The sequence below is a fragment of the Ramlibacter aurantiacus genome, from assembly GCF_016722895.1.
In the GTDB taxonomy this organism is placed as follows: Bacteria; Pseudomonadota; Gammaproteobacteria; order Burkholderiales; family Burkholderiaceae_C; genus Ramlibacter; species Ramlibacter aurantiacus.
In genome coordinates this window covers 148574-164796 of sequence record NZ_JAEQNA010000010.1, presented here as the reverse complement: position 1 = coordinate 164796, position 16223 = coordinate 148574, and the positions used below count along the sequence as shown (strand labels likewise).

The 16223-nt window shown below is 70.7% G+C and carries 16 protein-coding genes; 14 read left to right on the top strand and 2 right to left on the bottom strand.

Going from position 1 to position 16223, the window contains the following annotated elements:
- Window positions 1-163: 163 nt before the first annotated feature.
- The 13 genes from JI739_RS21670 (at window position 164) to JI739_RS21610 (ending at window position 13113) form a co-directional block, all read left to right on the top strand.
- Window positions 164-1402 carry an MFS transporter gene (locus JI739_RS21670; RefSeq protein ID WP_201686089.1) on the top strand — a complete coding sequence of 413 codons (1239 nt, stop codon included), beginning with the start codon at window positions 164-166 and terminating at the stop codon, window positions 1400-1402.
- An 85-nt stretch (window positions 1403-1487) separates the two neighbouring features.
- A complete protein-coding gene (gene cysK / locus JI739_RS21665; RefSeq protein WP_201686088.1) occupies window positions 1488-2408 on the top strand; it encodes a cysteine synthase A in 921 nt (306 codons plus the stop codon).
- Window positions 2409-2582: 174 nt separating this feature from the next.
- Entirely contained in the window at window positions 2583-3782 is a 1200-nt protein-coding gene (locus JI739_RS21660; RefSeq protein ID WP_236589951.1) for a cytochrome P450, read from the top strand.
- On the top strand, window positions 3779-4108 hold the full coding sequence (locus JI739_RS21655) for a 2Fe-2S iron-sulfur cluster-binding protein (RefSeq protein WP_201686086.1): 330 nt from the start codon (window positions 3779-3781) through the stop codon (window positions 4106-4108). The genes JI739_RS21660 and JI739_RS21655 overlap by 4 nt, the downstream gene beginning before the upstream one ends.
- Window positions 4105-4665, top strand: coding sequence for a MarR family winged helix-turn-helix transcriptional regulator (locus JI739_RS21650; protein WP_201686085.1), 561 nt, complete (start codon window positions 4105-4107; stop codon window positions 4663-4665). Before JI739_RS21655 ends, JI739_RS21650 begins: the two co-directional genes overlap by 4 nt.
- Window positions 4662-6344, top strand: a complete 1683-nt coding sequence (locus JI739_RS21645; protein WP_201686084.1) for a dihydroxyacetone kinase family protein — start codon at window positions 4662-4664, stop codon at window positions 6342-6344. The genes JI739_RS21650 and JI739_RS21645 overlap by 4 nt, the downstream gene beginning before the upstream one ends.
- A 48-nt stretch (window positions 6345-6392) precedes the next feature.
- Entirely contained in the window at window positions 6393-7394 is a 1002-nt protein-coding gene (locus tag JI739_RS21640) for a Bug family tripartite tricarboxylate transporter substrate binding protein (RefSeq protein ID WP_201686083.1), read from the top strand.
- A gap of 152 nt (window positions 7395-7546) precedes the next feature.
- Entirely contained in the window at window positions 7547-8482 is a 936-nt protein-coding gene (locus JI739_RS21635) for an alpha/beta fold hydrolase (RefSeq protein WP_201686082.1), read from the top strand.
- Entirely contained in the window at window positions 8479-9351 is an 873-nt protein-coding gene (locus JI739_RS21630; RefSeq protein ID WP_201686081.1) for an alpha/beta fold hydrolase, read from the top strand. The genes JI739_RS21635 and JI739_RS21630 overlap by 4 nt, the downstream gene beginning before the upstream one ends.
- 18 nt (window positions 9352-9369) lie before the next feature.
- Window positions 9370-10230, top strand: coding sequence for a polysaccharide deacetylase family protein (locus JI739_RS21625; RefSeq protein WP_201686080.1), 861 nt, complete (start codon window positions 9370-9372; stop codon window positions 10228-10230).
- A gap of 37 nt (window positions 10231-10267) precedes the next feature.
- The gene (gene dctP, locus JI739_RS21620; RefSeq protein WP_201686079.1) at window positions 10268-11296 is read left to right on the top strand and encodes a TRAP transporter substrate-binding protein DctP; all 1029 of its coding nucleotides are present in this window, start codon (window positions 10268-10270) and stop codon (window positions 11294-11296) included.
- The gene (locus tag JI739_RS21615) at window positions 11297-11812 is read left to right on the top strand and encodes a TRAP transporter small permease (protein ID WP_201686078.1); all 516 of its coding nucleotides are present in this window, start codon (window positions 11297-11299) and stop codon (window positions 11810-11812) included. It abuts the gene before it with no gap.
- Window positions 11809-13113, top strand: a complete 1305-nt coding sequence (locus JI739_RS21610; RefSeq protein ID WP_201686077.1) for a TRAP transporter large permease — start codon at window positions 11809-11811, stop codon at window positions 13111-13113. Before JI739_RS21615 ends, JI739_RS21610 begins: the two co-directional genes overlap by 4 nt.
- A 78-nt stretch (window positions 13114-13191) precedes the next feature.
- Here the strand turns inward: JI739_RS21610 and JI739_RS21605 are convergent, their stop codons facing one another.
- Together JI739_RS21605 and JI739_RS21600 are read right to left on the bottom strand one after the other, a co-directional pair.
- Window positions 13192-14181, bottom strand: a complete 990-nt coding sequence (locus tag JI739_RS21605; RefSeq protein WP_201686076.1) for an ABC transporter substrate-binding protein — start codon at window positions 14179-14181, stop codon at window positions 13192-13194.
- A 17-nt stretch (window positions 14182-14198) separates the two neighbouring features.
- Complete coding sequence (locus tag JI739_RS21600) at window positions 14199-15518, bottom strand: Rieske 2Fe-2S domain-containing protein (protein WP_201686075.1); 1320 nt, start codon at window positions 15516-15518, stop codon at window positions 14199-14201.
- A 205-nt stretch (window positions 15519-15723) separates the two neighbouring features.
- On the opposite strand from JI739_RS21600, the gene JI739_RS21595 reads away from it, so the two are divergent.
- Complete coding sequence (locus JI739_RS21595; protein WP_201686074.1) at window positions 15724-16215, top strand: HAD family hydrolase; 492 nt, start codon at window positions 15724-15726, stop codon at window positions 16213-16215.
- Window positions 16216-16223 lie beyond the last annotated feature (8 nt).

The window sequence follows — 16223 nt, the reverse complement described above, 5'->3', positions numbered from 1 at the left end:
CCTCCTGCCCCGTGCGTGTGGACGAGTCAGCTTGGTGACAGCATCTGGCGAGCGGTTCCGACGGGCGCGGCCGGGGAGGCCGGCGTCGGGTCCGGGCGCCGCGCTTGGTTCACAATCCGCCGCCCGGCCGCACCGCAGCCGCCCGGTCCCTGAAGTACCCGAGATGTCCCAGCCTCCCGCGCCCTCGACCCTGTCGCCCCTCCAGCACCCGGCCTTCCGGCTGTTGCTGGTCACCAGCCTGGCGGCCAACACCGGCAATGCCATCCAGGTCGTGGGGGCGGCGTGGCTGATGGCCTCGCTCGATGGGCGCGCCGCGATGGTCGGCCTGGTGCAGACCGCGGTCGCGCTGCCGATGATGCTGCTGGCCATCGTGGCCGGTGCGGTGGCCGACGTGTACGACCGGCGCGCCGTGATGCGCCTGGCGCTGGCCGGCACCGCGGGGGTGTCGGGGGCGCTGGCGCTGCTGACCCTGCTCGGGCTGACCACGCCGTGGCTGCTGGTGGGCCTGACCTTCGCCGTCGGCCTGGGCTTCGCCTTCTATTCGCCGGCGGCGCAGGCCACGCTGCCGCGCGTGGTGCCGCGCCACGAACTGGCCGGCGCCGCCACGCTGAACATCCTCGGGTTCAACGTGGCCCGCACCGCCGGGCCGGCGCTGGGCGGGCTGATGGTGGCCGCCGGCGGGCCGGTTGCGTCCTTCGCCGGCAATGCCCTGGCCTGTGCCGTGGGCCTGCTCGTGATCGGGCTGTGGCGCCCCCAGGAGCCCGCGCCCGCCCACCAGCGGCCACCACGCGCCATCGCCCGGGCTCTGGCCGAGGGCCTGCGCTGCGTGCGTGACAGCGGCCCGCTGCGCACCACGGTCACGCGGGCCGCGGCGTTCATGCTGGCCGGCACCGCCGCCTGGGCGCTGATGCCGCTGGTCGCGCGCGACCTGGTCGGCGGCGGTGCGCGCCAGTTCGGCTACCTGTTGGGTGCGATGGGGCTGGGCGCGGTGGTCGGCGCGCTGGCCAGCGCGCAGGTGCGCAAGCGCCTGAGCAGCGAGCACATCATCCGCTGGGCCGGCGTGGTCTACGGGCTGGCCTGCCTGGTGGTGGCGGCCCGCCCCGGCTTCGCGGCCAGTTTCGTCGCCCTGACCATCGGCGGCGCCGCCTGGGTCCAGGCGCTGGCCGGATTCAACGTGGCGGGGCAGCTATGGGCACCGCCGGGACTGGTGGGCCGCGTCACCGCGACGGTGAGCACGGCCATCTACGCCGGCATGTCCATCGGCGCCTGGGCCTGGGGCCACGTGGCCGAAGCCTTCGGCATCGGGGCCTGCATCGCGGCCTCGGGAGCGGCCATGGTGGCCATGGCGGGCCTGGGCCTGCTGCTGCCCCTGCCGCGGCACGAGGACGCGCCCGCCCACTGAAGCAGGTCGGCTGCGGTAAGGTCGGTGCCCGGTGCGCAGGTCCGCGCCCGACCATGAACCTTTGTGACAAGCAGGAAAAAGACACATGAAAGCCTCAAGCGTCCTGGAGACCATCGGCCGCACGCCGCACGTCCGCATCAACAAGCTGTTCGGCGGCAGCCATGAAGTCTGGGTCAAGTCCGAGCGGGCCAACCCGGGCGGCTCGATCAAGGACCGCATCGCGCTGGCGATGGTCGAGGACGCCGAACGCCGCGGGCTGCTGCGCCCGGGCGGCACCATCATCGAGCCGACCTCGGGCAACACCGGCATCGGCCTGGCCATCGTGGCCGCCGTCAAGGGCTACCCGCTGGTGCTGGTCATGCCCGACAGCATGTCGGTCGAACGCCGGCAGCTGATGCTGGCCTACGGCGCCCGCTTCGACCTCACGCCGCGCGAGAAGGGCATGAAGGGCGCCATCGCCCGGGCCCGGGAACTCGCCGAGCAGACGCCCGGCGCCTGGATCCCGCAGCAGTTCGAGAACGCCGCCAACGTCGACGTCCACGAGCGCACCACCGCGCGCGAGATCCTGGAGGACTTCCCCGAAGGGCTGGACGTGCTGGTCACCGGCGTGGGCACCGGCGGCCACATCACCGGCTGCGCCCGGGTGCTCAAGAAGGCGTGGCCGAAGCTGCAGGTCTTCGCCGTCGAGCCCACGGCATCGCCGGTGCTCTCCGGCGGCGCGCCCGCGCCGCACCCCATCCAGGGCATCGGCGCCGGCTTCGTGCCGCCCGTCATGGACACCAGCCTGCTGGACGGCGTGATCCAGGTCGACGCCGAACCGGCCCGCGAAATGGCCCGGCGCTCGGCCCGCGAAGAGGGCCTCCTGGTCGGCATCTCCTCCGGCGCCACGCTGGCCGCCATCGCCCAGAAGCTGCCCGAGCTGCCGGCCGGCTCGCGCATCCTGGGCTTCAACTACGACACCGGCGAGCGCTACCTGTCGGTCGAGGGCTTCCTGCCCCGCGCCTGAGCGCGCCGCCTCGCGCCCGCCGGCTGCGCACCGGCCGGCTGCGGGTTTGTCCCTAATCGCCCGACAAGCCCCCGGTCCTAGACTGCCCGCGAAGTTGCAAATGCAACCAGTTATCCAGTTGAACTAAAGCCGCGCGTGTTCCGGGGGCAGCTCGGGCGCCGCGCAGGGATGCCGATGACCGAACCCAAGACCCACACGCCGACGCTGGACGTCGACCCGTTCTCCATGGCGTCGCTGCTCGACCCGGTCGCCTGCGACACCGCCGTGCGCGAGGCGGCCCCGGCCGTCTGGCTCCCGAAGTACGGCTTCTGGGCGGTGGGGCGGCACCAGCACGTGTCGGCCATCTTCAAGGACTGGGAGCGCTTCTCCTCGGCCGCCGGCACCGGGCTGACCCACACGAAGCGCGAGACCCCCTGGCGCAAGCAGAGCGTCATCCTGGAGGCCGACCCGCCCCAGCACACGCGCACCCGCACCGTGCTCTCGCGCATCCTCTCGCCGGTGGCCATGCGCCAGCTGCGCGAGGACTTCCAGGCCAGGGCCGACGCGCTGGTCGACGCGCTGGTCGAGCGCGGCCGCTTCGATGGCGCCGAGGACCTGGCCACCGCGTTCGCCATGCAGGTCATGCCCGACGCGGTGGGCCTGCCGCAGGAAGGGCGCGAGCACCTGCTGCCCTACGCCCACATCAACTTCAACGCCATGGGCCCGAAGAACGAGCTGTACGAGCAGGCCGTGGCGGCCGCCGGTGACGCGCCGGCCTACGTGCAGCGGCAGATGAAGCGCGAGAACCTGCTGCCCGAAGGCTTCGGCGCGCAGATCTATGCCGCCATGGACGCCGGCCAGCTCGAGCAGGAAGAGGCCGAGTTGCTGGTGCGCGTCTTCCTCACCGCCGCTTTGGACACCACCATCTACGGCATCAGCCTGGCGCTGCATGCCTTCGCGCTGCATCCGCCGCAGTGGCAGCACCTGCTGGACGATCCGTCGCTCGCGCGCTCGGCCTTCGACGAGGTGCTGCGCTACACCGCCCCCAGCCCCTTCATCGGCCGCACCACCACCTGCGAGGTCGACCTCGACGGCGTGAAGCTGGGCGCCGACGAGAAGGTGCTGCTGTTCGTGGCCGCCGCCAACCGCGACCCGCGCCAGTGGGAGCGCCCCGACGTGTTCGACGTGCGGCGCAAGGCCCTGGGCCACATGGCCTTCGGCGTCGGCATCCACGGCTGCGTGGGCCAGATGATCGCCAGGCTCGAGGCCGAGGTGGTCTTCAACGCGCTGATCCGCCGCGTCAAGGGCTTCGAGCTCGATGGCGAGCCCACGCCCCGCCCCACCAACTGGCTGCGCGGCTTCGCCAGCCTGCCGATCCGGGTGCGGCCGCGATGAACGGGGTGAACCTCACCTACCGCCTGCCCGACGGCACCGAGCGCACGCTGCGGGTGCCTGCCGGCACCAGCGCCATGCGCGCCGCGGTGGACGCCGGGCTGCCCGGCATCGTCGGCGAATGCGGCGGCTCCATGATGTGCGCCACCTGCCACGTGTACGTGGAGGGGGCAGGGCGCGGCGACCTCGAAGGGCCTTCCGAGCAGGAGCTCGCCATGCTCGATTTCACCGCCGCCGAGCGCCGCCCCCACAGCCGCCTGGGCTGCCAGTTGCCGGCCTCGCCGGCGCTCGAAGGGCTGGTGCTGGTCCTGCCCGAATGCCAGGCATGACACGCGAAATCGCCGCCCCCGTGATCCATCCACGCCTGGATGGCGACCAGTACGTGCCGGCGCTGCTGGGCGTGGTGAACAACCGCCTGGTCTCCGGCGCCTCGGCGCTGTACCTGCGCCACTTCGGCGTCGGCGTCAACGAGTGGCAGGTGCTGTCCGTGCTGTCCAACACGCCCGCCAGCGCCACCGCCCACATCTGCAAGACCGTGGCCATGCACAAGACCGTGGCCAGCCGCAGCCTGCGCGAGCTGGAAGCCAAGGGCCTGGTGCGCATCGAGCGCGTCGACGGCCAGCGCGTGATGTCGCTCACCGATCGCGGCCAGGTGCTGCACGACCAGATCGCCCACGTCGCGCTCGAACGCGAGCGCCGCCTGCTGGCCTGCTTCGACGGTGCCGAGCAGGCCCAGCTGCGCGAGCTGCTGCGCCGCATGCGCACGCAGCTCGACGCGGTCGATGCCTGGACACCGGCCATCGCCGCGCAGGCCACCGGACCGGCCGCGAAGCGCGCCGGCAACAACACCCCCTCCCGCCGCCGCGAGGCGGCCGAGCTCCCATGAAGAAACTGCTGAACGACATCCGCGCCGTCGTGCCGGAGATGCTGGAAGGACTGGCGATGCTGCACCCGGGCATCGCGCTGCTGCAGGGACATGACGTCGCCCTGCGCGCCGACGTCGAGGCGCTCAAGGCGCGCGGCGAGGTGGCCCTGGTCTGCGGCGGCGGCTCCGGCCACGAGCCGGCCCACGCCGGCTACGTCGGCCCCGGCATGCTCACCGCCGCCGTGGCCGGCGAGGTCTTCACCTCGCCCTCGACCGACGCCGTGCTGGAAGCCATCGAGGCGGTGGCCGGCCCTGGCGGCGTGCTGCTGATCGTCAAGAACTACACGGGCGACCGCCTCAACTTCGGCCTGGCGGCCGAGATCGCCCGCAGCCGCGGCCATGCGGTGGAGATGGTGGTGGTGGACGACGATGCCGCGCTCGCCGCCGGTGGCGCCCACGCCGGACGCCGCGGCATCGCCGGCACGGTGCTGGTGCACAAGGTGGCCGGCGCCGCCGCGGCGCGCGGCGAGTCGCTGGCGCAGGTCCGGCGGGCGGCGCTGGACGCCATCGCATCGCTCGCCTCCATGGGCGTCGCGCTGGGCGCCTGCACCGTGCCGGCCGCCGGCGGCCCCGGCTTCCAGCTGGGGCCGCGGGAGGTCGAGCTGGGCCTGGGCATCCACGGCGAGGCGGGTGCCCGGCGCGTGCCGCTGCAAGGCGCCGACGCGCTGGTGCGCTCGCTGCTCGACACGCTGCTGGCCGACCGTGCGCTGCGGTCCGGCGAACGCGTGGCCCTGCTCGTGAACAACCTGGGTGGTACCCCGGCGCAGGAACTCGCCATCGTGGCCCGCGCCGCCATCGCCCGCCTGCACGCCATGGGCCTGCGCGTCGAGCGGGCCTGGTGCGGCACCTTCCTCACCGCGCTGGAGATGCCGGGCGTGTCACTCTCGCTCATGCGCCTCAACGACGGCCGGCTGGCCGCGCTCGACGCGCCCACCACCGCCCCGGCGTGGCCGGCCGCGCACCTGGGCCCGGTCCGCACCGAACCCCTGCGACTGCCCGCGCATCACGCCTCGCCGGTCGCCAGCCACGTGGTGGGCAGCCAGCCGGACGCAGCCTTGGCCGCCGCCTTGCGGGCCGTGGCCCAGATGCTCGAGGAGGCCGAGCCCGAGCTCACCCGGCTCGACCAGCAGGTGGGCGACGGGGACCTGGGCATCAGCCTGGCCCGGGGCGCCAGGGCGCTGCGCGAGAGCCTGCCCGGTTACCCGCTGGACGACCTGCCGGCGACGCTGCGCGCGCTCTCGGCCACCCTGCGCCGGGTGCTCGGTGGCACCTCCGGCCCGCTGTACGCCATCGGCTTGCTGTGCGCGGCGGCCTCGCTGGACATCCGGCCGCGTGATGTGGGCGCGGCGCTGCAGGCCGCGGCCGATGGCATCGCCGGCGTGGGCGGCGCGCGCGAGGGCGACTGCACCATGCTCGACGCCCTGTACCCGGCCGTCCGTGCCGCACAGGGCTGCGAGGCGCCGCTGCGGGCCCTGGCCCAGGCGGCCCGCGCTGCCCAGGAAGGCGCGCAGGCCACGGCCGGCAAGGTGGCCCGCCAGGGCCGCGCCAGCTACCTGGGCGAGCGCGGCCGTCCCCACATGGACCCGGGCGCGCGCGCGCTGGCGCTGTGGCTCGAGGCGCTCGCGCGGCACCTGGCCTGACGTTCCGTTTTCTTTCCCCACCACCACAAGCACACACAGGAGATGAACATGTCCGCCTTCAACATGCTGCGGCGTGCCGCCGGCCGCCTCGGCCTGCTGGTCGCCGCGACCGCGCTGGTCGCCGGTGCGCCGGCCCATGCGCAGGAGTTCCCGGTCAAGGGCAAGCCGATCCGCATCGTCGTGTCCTTCCCGCCGGGCGCCGGTCCGGACGCCATGGCCCGCGTGCTCATCCCCAAGCTGCAGGAACAGCTGGGCGTGCCGGTTGTCATCGACAACCGTCCCGGCGCGGGCACCCTGGTGTCGGCCAACGAGGTGATGAAGTCGGCGCCGGACGGCCACACCATCTTCTTCAGCGCGTCGTCCACCATGGCGCAGGCGCCGCACACGCTCAAGATGGCCACCTACGACCCGGTCACCGCCTTCACGCCCATCACGCTGGGCGCCAAGGGTCCGCTGGTGGTCATCGTCAACAGCGCCCTGGGCATCAACAACATCCAGGAACTGATCGCCTGGGGCAAGGCCAATCCCGGCAAGCTGAGCTATGGCTCCTTCGGCGTCGGCACCTCCTCGCACATCTTCGGCCAGGTGTTCGCCAGGAACACCGGCCTGCCGATGGAGCACGTGCCCTACAAGGGCGGCGCCGAGATGTCGGCCGACCTGACCGAAGGCCGCCTGCCCATGGCCTTCGACGCCGCGCCCGCCGCCATGACCACCGCCAAGACCGGCAAGGCCAGGATCATCGCCGTGGCCGCGCCCCAGCGCAGCCCCTTCCTGCCGGGCGTGCCCACCGTGGTCGAGCAGGGCGTCAAGGACCTGGACATCACCAGTTTCCTGGGCTGGTTCGGCCCCCCCGGCATGAAGCCCGAGGTGGTCAACAAGCTCAACGCCGCGCTGCGCGCCGCCATCTCCCAGCCGGAGGTCTCGGCCAACTACAACGTCACCGCCTACACCGCCGAAACATCCACGCCGCAGGAACTGGCCGAGGAGGTCAAGCGCTCCTATGCGGCGTGGGGCGCGCTGGTGCGCACCGCCGGCATCGAAAAGCAGTAAGCCTGGCCCGGCAGCAGGTGCCGGGTGTCAGTCGAACCCTCTCTAGGGTCAACCCTGGCCTGAGCCAGGGTTGCCGTCCATATACTTTTATCCCTAAGAACGCGACGGGTCGCGGCTCCCCTGCGGGCCCGCCCGGCCTCGCAGGAGACAAGGTGACGGCTCCCCATGAGACAAACGGGCTGGCGCGCTCCGCGCCCATGCCCGAGCCCCGGACCATCGACGTGGACGGGGTGCAGACCCGCTATTACGACTGCGGCAGCGGCCCCGAGACCGTGGTGCTGGTCTACGGCGGCAACTTCGGCAGCGCCGACTCGGCCTCCAGCGCCTGGGTCTGGAGCCTGGCCATCGCCGGGCTCTCGCGCAGGCACCGCGTGATCGCCTTCGACAAGCTCGGCCAGGGCTTCACCGACGCCCCGCTGCGCGACGAGGACTACACCATGGGCGCGGTGGTGCGGCACGCCATGGCGCTGTGCCGCCGGCTCGACCTGCCGCCCTTCCACGTGGTGGGCCATTCGCGCGGCGGCTTCGCGGCCACCCGCATGGCGCTGGAGATGCCCGAGTCCATCCGCTCGCTCACCATCTGCAGCAGCGGCACGCTGAGCACCGGCGTCGGCCTCAACGAGGTCGTGCTGGCCATGCCCCCGTACCCCAGCGGCACCCGCGAGGCCGCGCGCTGGGTCTACCAGCAATACTGCGCCCGGCCCGAGGCGGTGGACGATGAATGGGTGGATGCGGTCATGGCCGTGCTCGCCAATCCGGTCTACCAGGCCGGTATGCGCAAGTACGCGGGCGAGGGCTTGGGCGTGAAACTCTTCATCCCCGACCTGGCCCGCATGAAGCGCGAGACGCTCACCTGGATCGGCGAGGGCCGCCTGCAGCGCCCGGTGCAGATGATCTGGGGTGCCAACGACCGCACCGTGCCCGTCGAGCGCGGCCTGGAGATGTTCGAAGCCATCGCCGCGCACGACCGCAAGGCCGGCTTCCACGTCATCAACGACGCGGGCCACTTCACCTTCCGCGAGCACCCCGAGCGCTTCGTTGCGCTGGTGGACAGCTTCATCGACCTTCACGGCTTCGCAAGCGCATGACGAGCACCGCATCGACCCCGGGCGCCGGGCGCGCGCCGGTCCTGTTCCTGCAATCGGGGGTTCCCGGCGTCACGCCGTATGCCGGCGGCCCCCACCTGTGGGGCCGCGCCCTCGACCTGCTGCGCGGCCGCCGCGCCCTCACGCTGGACCTGCCCGGCTGCGGCGCCGCCGATGCGGGCGAACAGGTGCCCACCGTGGAGGCCATGGCCGCCCACGTGGTCGACGCCATCGGCCGGCAGCAGCTGGGGCGCGTGCACCTGGTGGGGCACGACGTCGGCGCCCTGGTGGCGCTGGTGGTGGCGATGGACCATCCGCAGCTGCTGGCCTCGGTCGGCCTGGTGGCCAGCTGGTGGGCCGCGCCCAGCGGCGACGGCGTCGAGAACTTCACGCTGCGCCACCCGCCGCAGCCCCTGTGGTCCGCCGCCTCGCAGCGCTGGGCGCTGGAGCGCCTGTCGTACAGCCACCTGCAAGTGGACGACGAACTGGTCGCGCAATGCGAGCGCGCGGCGCAGCAGCCGGCCCACCGCTCGGCCATCGCGGCGATGGCCGGCGACGGCTATGCGCGCCAGTTCGCGGGCAGCGCCACCCGCGCCAAGTTCCGCTTCTTCCAGCTGGCGCGCGGCGAAGGGCTGCAGGTGCCGGTGCAGGTGATCGCTGGCATGCAGGACCCGCTGGTCGGCACCGCCCACATGCTCAGCCTGTTCCGCATCGCGGGCGACAAGCAGCCGCTGGCCCAGTTCCACATCGTCAACCGCGCGGGCTCCTTCCCCTTCCGCGAACAGCCCGAGGAATTCATGCGCGTCGTCCAGGCCTTCGTCGACGGACTGGAAACCGAACAAGCGAACCTGGCCGCGGCTGCCGCAGCCTGAACCCGAGGGATGCCCACGATGAAGAACACCACCCGCTATCCACGCGACTGGCAGTGGCCCGGCGACGCGAAGATCTGCGTCTCCGTGAACATGGCCTTCGAGGACTTCCTGCGCGCCAGCCAGGTCACGCTGGAGAAGACGTCCAACAAGATCGACCACTTCTCCCTGAGCTACTCCGACTACGGCTGGAAGTCCGGCGTGTACCGCATCCTCGACCTGCTCGACGAAGTGGGCATCAAGGCCAGCGTCTCGACCAACGGCCTGGCCGCCGAACGCCACCCCGAGATCGTGCGCCTGGTGGCCGACGCCGGCCACGAGGTGAACGCGCATGCCTGGGCCAACGACCAGCTGATGCGCGACGACGACCCCGACGCCGAACTGGCCGAGATCCGCCGCTGCACCCAGGTGCTGACCCAGGCGACCGGCGGCACGCGCCCGGTGGGGTGGGTCAGCCCGGGCAGCGCCGGCTCGGCCAATACGCTGGGCTTCCTGAAGGCCGAGGGCTACCTCTGGAACGGCGACGACGCCAGCGACGACCTGCCCTTCCTGAAGGACACGCCGCATGGACCGATGGTGATCACGCCGCGCGTGAACATCTTCCACAACGACTACGCGATGTGGATCCAGGGCAAGAACCCGCCGCAGGTGATCTGGGACGGCTTCAAGGACACCTTCGACGAGCTGTACCGCGAAGGCGAGCGCGGCTCGCCCAAGTGGACCGAGCTCACGCTGCACTTCCACATGGCCGGCCGGCCCACGCTCATTCCCACCGTGCGCAAGTGCCTGCAATACGCCAGGCAGCACGAGGGCGTGTGGTTCGCGCGCAAGCGCGACATCGCCGAGCACGCCCTCAAGCGGCTCGGTGGCGCCAAGGCCTGAGCGACCACCTCTGCGTCCACTCCCGAAGGAAACCGAAATGAGAAGACAAGTCCTCAAAGTGCTGGCCGGCTGCCTGCTGGCGGGCGCCTCGCTCGGCACGTTCGCGCAGCAGCAGCAGCCCATCAAGCTCAAGTTCGCCTGGTTCTCGCCCGACCGCGAGCGCCTGTTCCTCACGGTGGTCAAGCCCTTCGCCGAGAACATCAAGAAAGAAACCAACGGCCAGGTCGAGATCGAGCTCTATCCCAACGGTGCCCTGGGCCGCGCACCGCAGCAGCAGGCGCAGATGGTGCTGGACGGCGTGGCCGACTTCGCCATGGTGGTGCCCACGTTCACGCCCGGCCGCTTTCCCGAAAGCGAGGTCCTCGAATCGGCCGGCCTGTTCCGCGACCTGGCCGAAGGCACGCGCGTGTTCACCAAGCTGGTGTCGTCCGGCGTGATCAAGGACTACGACCAGTTCGTGCCCATCGCCGTGTGGTCCACGCCGCCCTTCAGCATCCACACCAACTTCCCGGTGAACTCGCTGAACGACCTCAAGGGCAAGCGCATTCGCGGCTCCGGCGTGCTGCAGCTCGAGGCGCTCAAGGGCCTGGGCATGAACACCGTGGGCATGGCGCCGACCGAGGTGGCCGAGGCCATCGGCCGCCGCACCATCGACGGGACCATCTCGCAGCCGGCGGTGGTGTTCGACTTCGGGCTGGACCGCGTCACCTCGCACGACTACTTCATTCGCCTGGGCATCACGCCGCTGACGGTGATGATGAACAAGGCCAAGTTCGACAGCCTGCCGCCCAACGCACAGGCGGCCATCAGGAAGTACGGCCTGGACTGGATGGCCAGGACCTACATCGAATCCATGGTCCCCTACAACGCCTCGCTGGTCGAGCGCATGGAGAAGGATCCCAAGCGCAAGGTCACCCGGCCCACGCCGGCCGAGGAGGCGCAGGTGCAGAAGGTCTTCGACGAGGTGCGTGCCGGCTGGGTGGCCAAGAGCCCGCGCAACGCCGAGATCTACAAGGCGGTGACCGAGGAGATCCGCAAGGACCGCGCCCAGCACGGGGCGAAGTAGGTGCGGCTGGATCGGCTGGAGCGAGCGGCCTTCATCGGTGCCAAGGCCCTGTCGGTCGTCGGGCTTGGCGGGCTGTGCCTGCTGGCCGTGATGACGCTGGCCGACGGCCTGGGCCGCTGGCTGTTCAACACCTCGATCGAAGGCGTGCGTGACATGGGCGGCCTGGTCATCGCGGTGGCCGTGGCCAGCTGCCTGCCCATGGGGCTGATCGAGCGCGGCCACATCGGCGTGCGGCTGTGGGCCAGCCTGGGGCCGCGCTGGGGTCGCGCGATGGACACGCTCGCATCGGTCGTGGTGCTGGGGGTCATGATGGCCATGGCCTGGCAGCTGCAGTCCTATGCGGACAAGCTCGCGCGGGCGCGCGAGACCACCTGGGTGCTGCAGATTCCCGCAGCGCCCTTCTGGTGGGTGGTCGCGCTCATCCTGTGGGCCGCGGTGGCGGTGCAGGCGGTGGTGGTGCTGACCGACTTCGCGCGACCCGCCGGCGCCGTCCGGCACGCGCCGCATCATTCATGAGTCCGCTGGAAATCGGCGGCCTGGGCATTGCCGCGCTGTTCGCGTTGATCGTGCTGCACGTGCCGATCGGCTTCGCCATGCTGATCGTCGGCGTCGGTGGCCTGGCCCTGCAGACCAGCTGGGGACCCGCCTTCACGCTCATCGCCACCGAGACGTCCAACACCTTGAGCAGCGTGGACATCGCCACCGTGCCGCTGTTCATCCTGATGGGCACCTTCGCCGCCATCGCCGGCTTCCCGAAAGACCTGTACGAGGCGGCCGGCGCTTTCCTGGGCCACCGGCGCGGCGGCCTGGCCTACGCCACCATGGGCGGCTGCGCGGCCTTCGGCGTGGTGTGCGGCTCGTCCACCGCCACGGCCGCCACTTTCGGCAAGGCGGCGCTGCCGGAGATGCGCGCGCGCGGCTATTCGCCCGCCTTCGCCACCGGCACCATCGCCGCCGGCGGGGCGCTCAAGTCGCTCATCCCGCCCTCGGTGGTGATGATCCTGTACTGCATCGCCACCAAGGTCTTCATCTTCGACCTGTTCACCGCGGCCATCGTGCCCGCCCTGCTGGCCATCGCAATCAACCTGGCGGTGATCACCGTGCTCACCCGGCTGAACCCGCACGGCGCGCCCGTCGTCGAGCGCGCCAGCTGGGCCGGGCGGCGCCAGGCCCTGCGCCGTGCCATGCCGGCACTGCTGCTGATGCTGGCGGTGTTCGGCGGGCTCTACAGCGGCATCTTCACCGTGAACGAGGCGGCATCGGTGGCGGCGGTGCTGGCCCTGCTGTGCACGGTGCTGCGGCGCCGGCTCACCTGGCACAAGCTGCTGGAGGGGTTGCGCGAATCGGCCAGCGCCACGGCCATGCTGTACATGATCCTGATCGGCGCGCTGGTCTTCACCTACTTCATCTCGTACGCGCGCATTCCCGAAGCCTTGGCCGCGGCGGTGGAGGCGCTCACGCTGCCGCCGGTGGCGGTGATCTTCGTGATGATCTTCATCTACATCGTGCTGGGCGCGGTGTTCGACGAGATCTCGGCCATGCTGATCACGCTGCCCTTCGTGCTGCCCATCGTCACCGGCTTCGGCTACGACCCGGTGTGGTGGGGGATCATCAACGTGGTGGTGGTGGAGCTGGGCATGATCATCCCGCCCATCGGCATCATCGTGTTCATCCTGCACGGCATGGCGCCGGACATCCCGATGCGCACCATCTTCAAGGGGGTCGCGCCTTTTGTCATCGCGGACCTGTTGCTGCTGGCGGTGCTGGTGCTGTTCCCGTCGATTTCGTTGTGGCTGCCGAGGGTGCTGGCGGGATGAGGCGCTCTCGCGCTGAGCCTGCGCCTCCCGGCGCGGGCCTCTCGGTCGGCGGGGGAAGCGAGGCCGGCCCTGCGCCTCCTAGATGCTGTAGCTCTCGTACGTCGACGGATGGAACAGCTCTTCCACCGCCATCTTGCGCGCCGACAGTCCCTGCGCATGGTGGTGGTGCACCAGGGCCTCCAGTGTACGGCGGCTGGCCTCCACGCCATACGCCCAGTAGTCCTCGCCCAGCGTCTCGCGCGCGGACTTGAGCTGCTCTTCGACGAAGGGCAGCGTGACCTTGGTGGCCGAGGTGTCGGCCAGCAGCTCGAGCGCCTTGGCCTTGGACTCGTTGAAGGCCTTGAACAGGGCCGCCGGCAGCCAGCGGTGCTGCTCGGCCAGCTCCTTGCGGATGCCCACGATGTGCATGATCGGGAAGATGCCCGTGCGCTTGTAGTAGTCCTTGGCCACCGCCGTGGGATCGTCGAACAGCCAGGCCACGTCGGGGTTGCGCGCGGCCGCGCCACTCGGCGGACGCGGGGCGATGAAGCCGTCGATGTCGCCCTGGTCGATCAGCTGCGAGATGGTCGTGCCCTCGGGCGCGCTCTCGATCTTCACGCCAGGCGGCAGGTCCAGCTTGATCTTCTCGGGGCGGCCCGGGGTGTCGATGCCGCCGCGCACCCAGGTCACGTGCTCGGGGTTGATGCCGTAGTCGTCCTTCAGCAGGGCGCGGGCCCAGACGATGGCCGTGAGCTGGTACTCGGGGATGCCGATGCGGCGCCCCTTCAGGTCCTCGGGCTTCTTGATGCGGTCCTTGCGCACGTAGATGGACGTGTGGCGGAAGGCGCGCGACAGGAACACCGGAATGCCCACATACGGCGAGTCGCCGCGCGAGTGCTTGACCAGGTAGCTGGAGAACGACAACTCCGTCACGTCGAAGTCGCGGCTGCGCATGGCCCGGAAGAACATCTCTTCGGGGCTCAGCAGCATGTACACAGGGTCGCAGCCGTCCACTTGCACACGCCCGTCGAACAGGGCGCGGGTGCGGTCGTAGTCGCCCATGGCGACGGAGATGGGGAGTTTGCTCATGGTGTGGTTGTGGGACTTCAGGCCTTCACGAGGTACGCATCGTCGTTCTGGGTCGCTTCCTGCGCCCCAGGCCACACATAACGCGCATCGAACTGGCGCCAGTCGGTGGTCTTGGGAATCACGCTCTGGTAGGCGCAGACCGATTTCGGAATCGCCAGGTCGCCGGTGCCGATGGCGGGCGCGCCACCCTGGAAGGCCTGCACCGACTCGATCATCTGCTTGCGGAACTCCACCACCGCCAGGTCGCTGGCGCCCAGGCGCTCGTGGGTGCGGTCGGCGATCGGGCCCATGGTCAGCCACATGGCGATGTCCTGGTTGGGGAAGCCCTTGATGCCGGTGAAGTTGCCGGCCTTCATGGCGTTGCGATCCTGCCAGAAGCGGTTCTCGTAATTGCGCAGCGGCCGGTAGTAGGCGTCCAGGTCCACGCCCACGGTCTGGCCCAGGAACTTGCGCCAGGTCTCGGTCTCGGGCGTCTGCGCCGGGTGGCCCCAGGCGATGAAATAGAAGCAGGTCGTGGTGTCGTCGGCCGGGATGTTGACGTTGGCCACGTTGTACAGGTTGTTGGGCGGGATCAGCACCGTCCAGGGCGCGACGAACACCGTGCTGCGGATGTACTCGTGCGTCTGCGCGTTGAAGATCGGCCGGCGGATGGCGGCGTAGCGGAAGCCGTAGCCGGCGCGCTGCACCTGCAGGCGCGGTGCCTTGTCGGTGGAAGGGCGCAGCCAGCTCTTGTCGGTGGCCTCGGCCGCCTGCACGCGCGCCGGCACCATGTCCGAGCTGTGCAGGCTGGAGCTGTGCGCGGAGTCGATGGCGCCTTCCAGGATCTGCGCCCAGTTCACCGGCAGCACGGCCTTGACGATGGACACGCGCGTCTCCGCCGTGGGCGCCCAGGGCGGCGGCTCGAACTCGGGCATGGCCTCCTTCTCGCCCATCCAGGCCCAGACCAGGCCGGCCCATTCCTTGGTGGGATAGGCCTTGTGCTTGGTCTTCTCGGCCAGGCCGCTGGCGGCGGGCTCGGAAACCATCTCCAGCACGTTGCCGTTCACGTCCATCTTCCAGCCGTGGTACAGGCAGCGCAGGCCGCCTTCCTCGTTGCGGCCGAACAGCAGCGAGACGCGGCGGTGCGGACACTGCTCGTCCAGCACGCCCACGTTGCCCTCGCTGTCACGGAAGACCACCAGGTCTTCACCCAGGATGCGAGCCTTGACCGGCGTGCCGTCGGCTTCGGCCACCTCTTCGCTCAGGCAGATGGGAATCCAGTGGCGACGCATCAGCTGGCCCATGGGGGCGCCGTTCTCGACGCGGCACAGCAGATCGTTTTCCTCGGCAGTGATCATGGAAGGTCTCCTATGAGGGGGGAGCGTTGGTGGGAGGCAGGCAGTCGAATTTACTTTGAGGGCTAAGTATATTGGAATCCTGGTTTTCCCGTTCCTCCTGGACCTTGGCGCTTCCTGCCGTGCTGGTCTGCCAGCCGGGGCCGACAGCGCCGGCCCGCGCGCGCCGATGCCGGGCGCCGTGGGCGCGGCCCACAATCGCCTCCGTATGGACAAGCGCCAGCTGTACCTGGACTGCGACGGCGTGCTCGCGGACTTCGACCGCGGCGCGCGCGAGCTGCTGGGCATGCCGGCCCCCGACTATCAGCGCCGATTCGGCCCCGCCCGCTTCTGGAAGCGACTGGCCCTGGCGCCGGACTTCTATGGCCAACTGCCCTTGATGCCCGACGTCACGGAGCTGTTCGAGGCGGTGCGCCACCTCGACCCCGTCATCCTGACCGGGCTGCCGCGCGGCAACTGGGCCGCGCCGCAGAAGCTGCGCTGGGCGGCCGAGCACTTTCCGGGCACGCGCATCCTGACCTGCATGGCCGTGGACAAGCGCCAACACTGCGTGCCGGGCGACGTGCTGGTGGACGACACGTTGCGCCACCGCCACCTGTGGGAGGAGGCCGGCGGTGTGTTCGTGGAGCACCACAGTGCCGCGCGGTCGCTGGCGGAACTGGCGCGCTGGTTCCCGCTGGAGCGGTCGGTCCCGCGCTGATGAGCCGC

What these genes read in the sequence shown, in the direction of transcription:
- JI739_RS21670 (WP_201686089.1), top strand. Translation starts at nt 164, where the DNA reads ATGTCCCAGCCTCCCGCGCCCTCGACCCTGTCGCCCCTCCAGCACCCG.
- cysK (WP_201686088.1), top strand. Translation starts at nt 1,488, where the DNA reads ATGAAAGCCTCAAGCGTCCTGGAGACCATCGGCCGCACGCCGCACGTC.
- JI739_RS21660 (WP_236589951.1), top strand. Translation starts at nt 2,583, where the DNA reads ATGACCGAACCCAAGACCCACACGCCGACGCTGGACGTCGACCCGTTC.
- JI739_RS21655 (WP_201686086.1), top strand. Translation starts at nt 3,779, where the DNA reads ATGAACGGGGTGAACCTCACCTACCGCCTGCCCGACGGCACCGAGCGC.
- JI739_RS21650 (WP_201686085.1), top strand. Translation starts at nt 4,105, where the DNA reads ATGACACGCGAAATCGCCGCCCCCGTGATCCATCCACGCCTGGATGGC.
- JI739_RS21645 (WP_201686084.1), top strand. Translation starts at nt 4,662, where the DNA reads ATGAAGAAACTGCTGAACGACATCCGCGCCGTCGTGCCGGAGATGCTG.
- JI739_RS21640 (WP_201686083.1), top strand. Translation starts at nt 6,393, where the DNA reads ATGTCCGCCTTCAACATGCTGCGGCGTGCCGCCGGCCGCCTCGGCCTG.
- JI739_RS21630 (WP_201686081.1), top strand. Translation starts at nt 8,479, where the DNA reads ATGACGAGCACCGCATCGACCCCGGGCGCCGGGCGCGCGCCGGTCCTG.
- JI739_RS21625 (WP_201686080.1), top strand. Translation starts at nt 9,370, where the DNA reads ATGAAGAACACCACCCGCTATCCACGCGACTGGCAGTGGCCCGGCGAC.
- dctP (WP_201686079.1), top strand. Translation starts at nt 10,268, where the DNA reads ATGAGAAGACAAGTCCTCAAAGTGCTGGCCGGCTGCCTGCTGGCGGGC.
- JI739_RS21610 (WP_201686077.1), top strand. Translation starts at nt 11,809, where the DNA reads ATGAGTCCGCTGGAAATCGGCGGCCTGGGCATTGCCGCGCTGTTCGCG.
- JI739_RS21605 (WP_201686076.1), bottom strand. Translation starts at nt 14,181, where the DNA reads ATGAGCAAACTCCCCATCTCCGTCGCCATGGGCGACTACGACCGCACC.
- JI739_RS21600 (WP_201686075.1), bottom strand. Translation starts at nt 15,518, where the DNA reads ATGATCACTGCCGAGGAAAACGATCTGCTGTGCCGCGTCGAGAACGGC.
- JI739_RS21595 (WP_201686074.1), top strand. Translation starts at nt 15,724, where the DNA reads ATGGACAAGCGCCAGCTGTACCTGGACTGCGACGGCGTGCTCGCGGAC.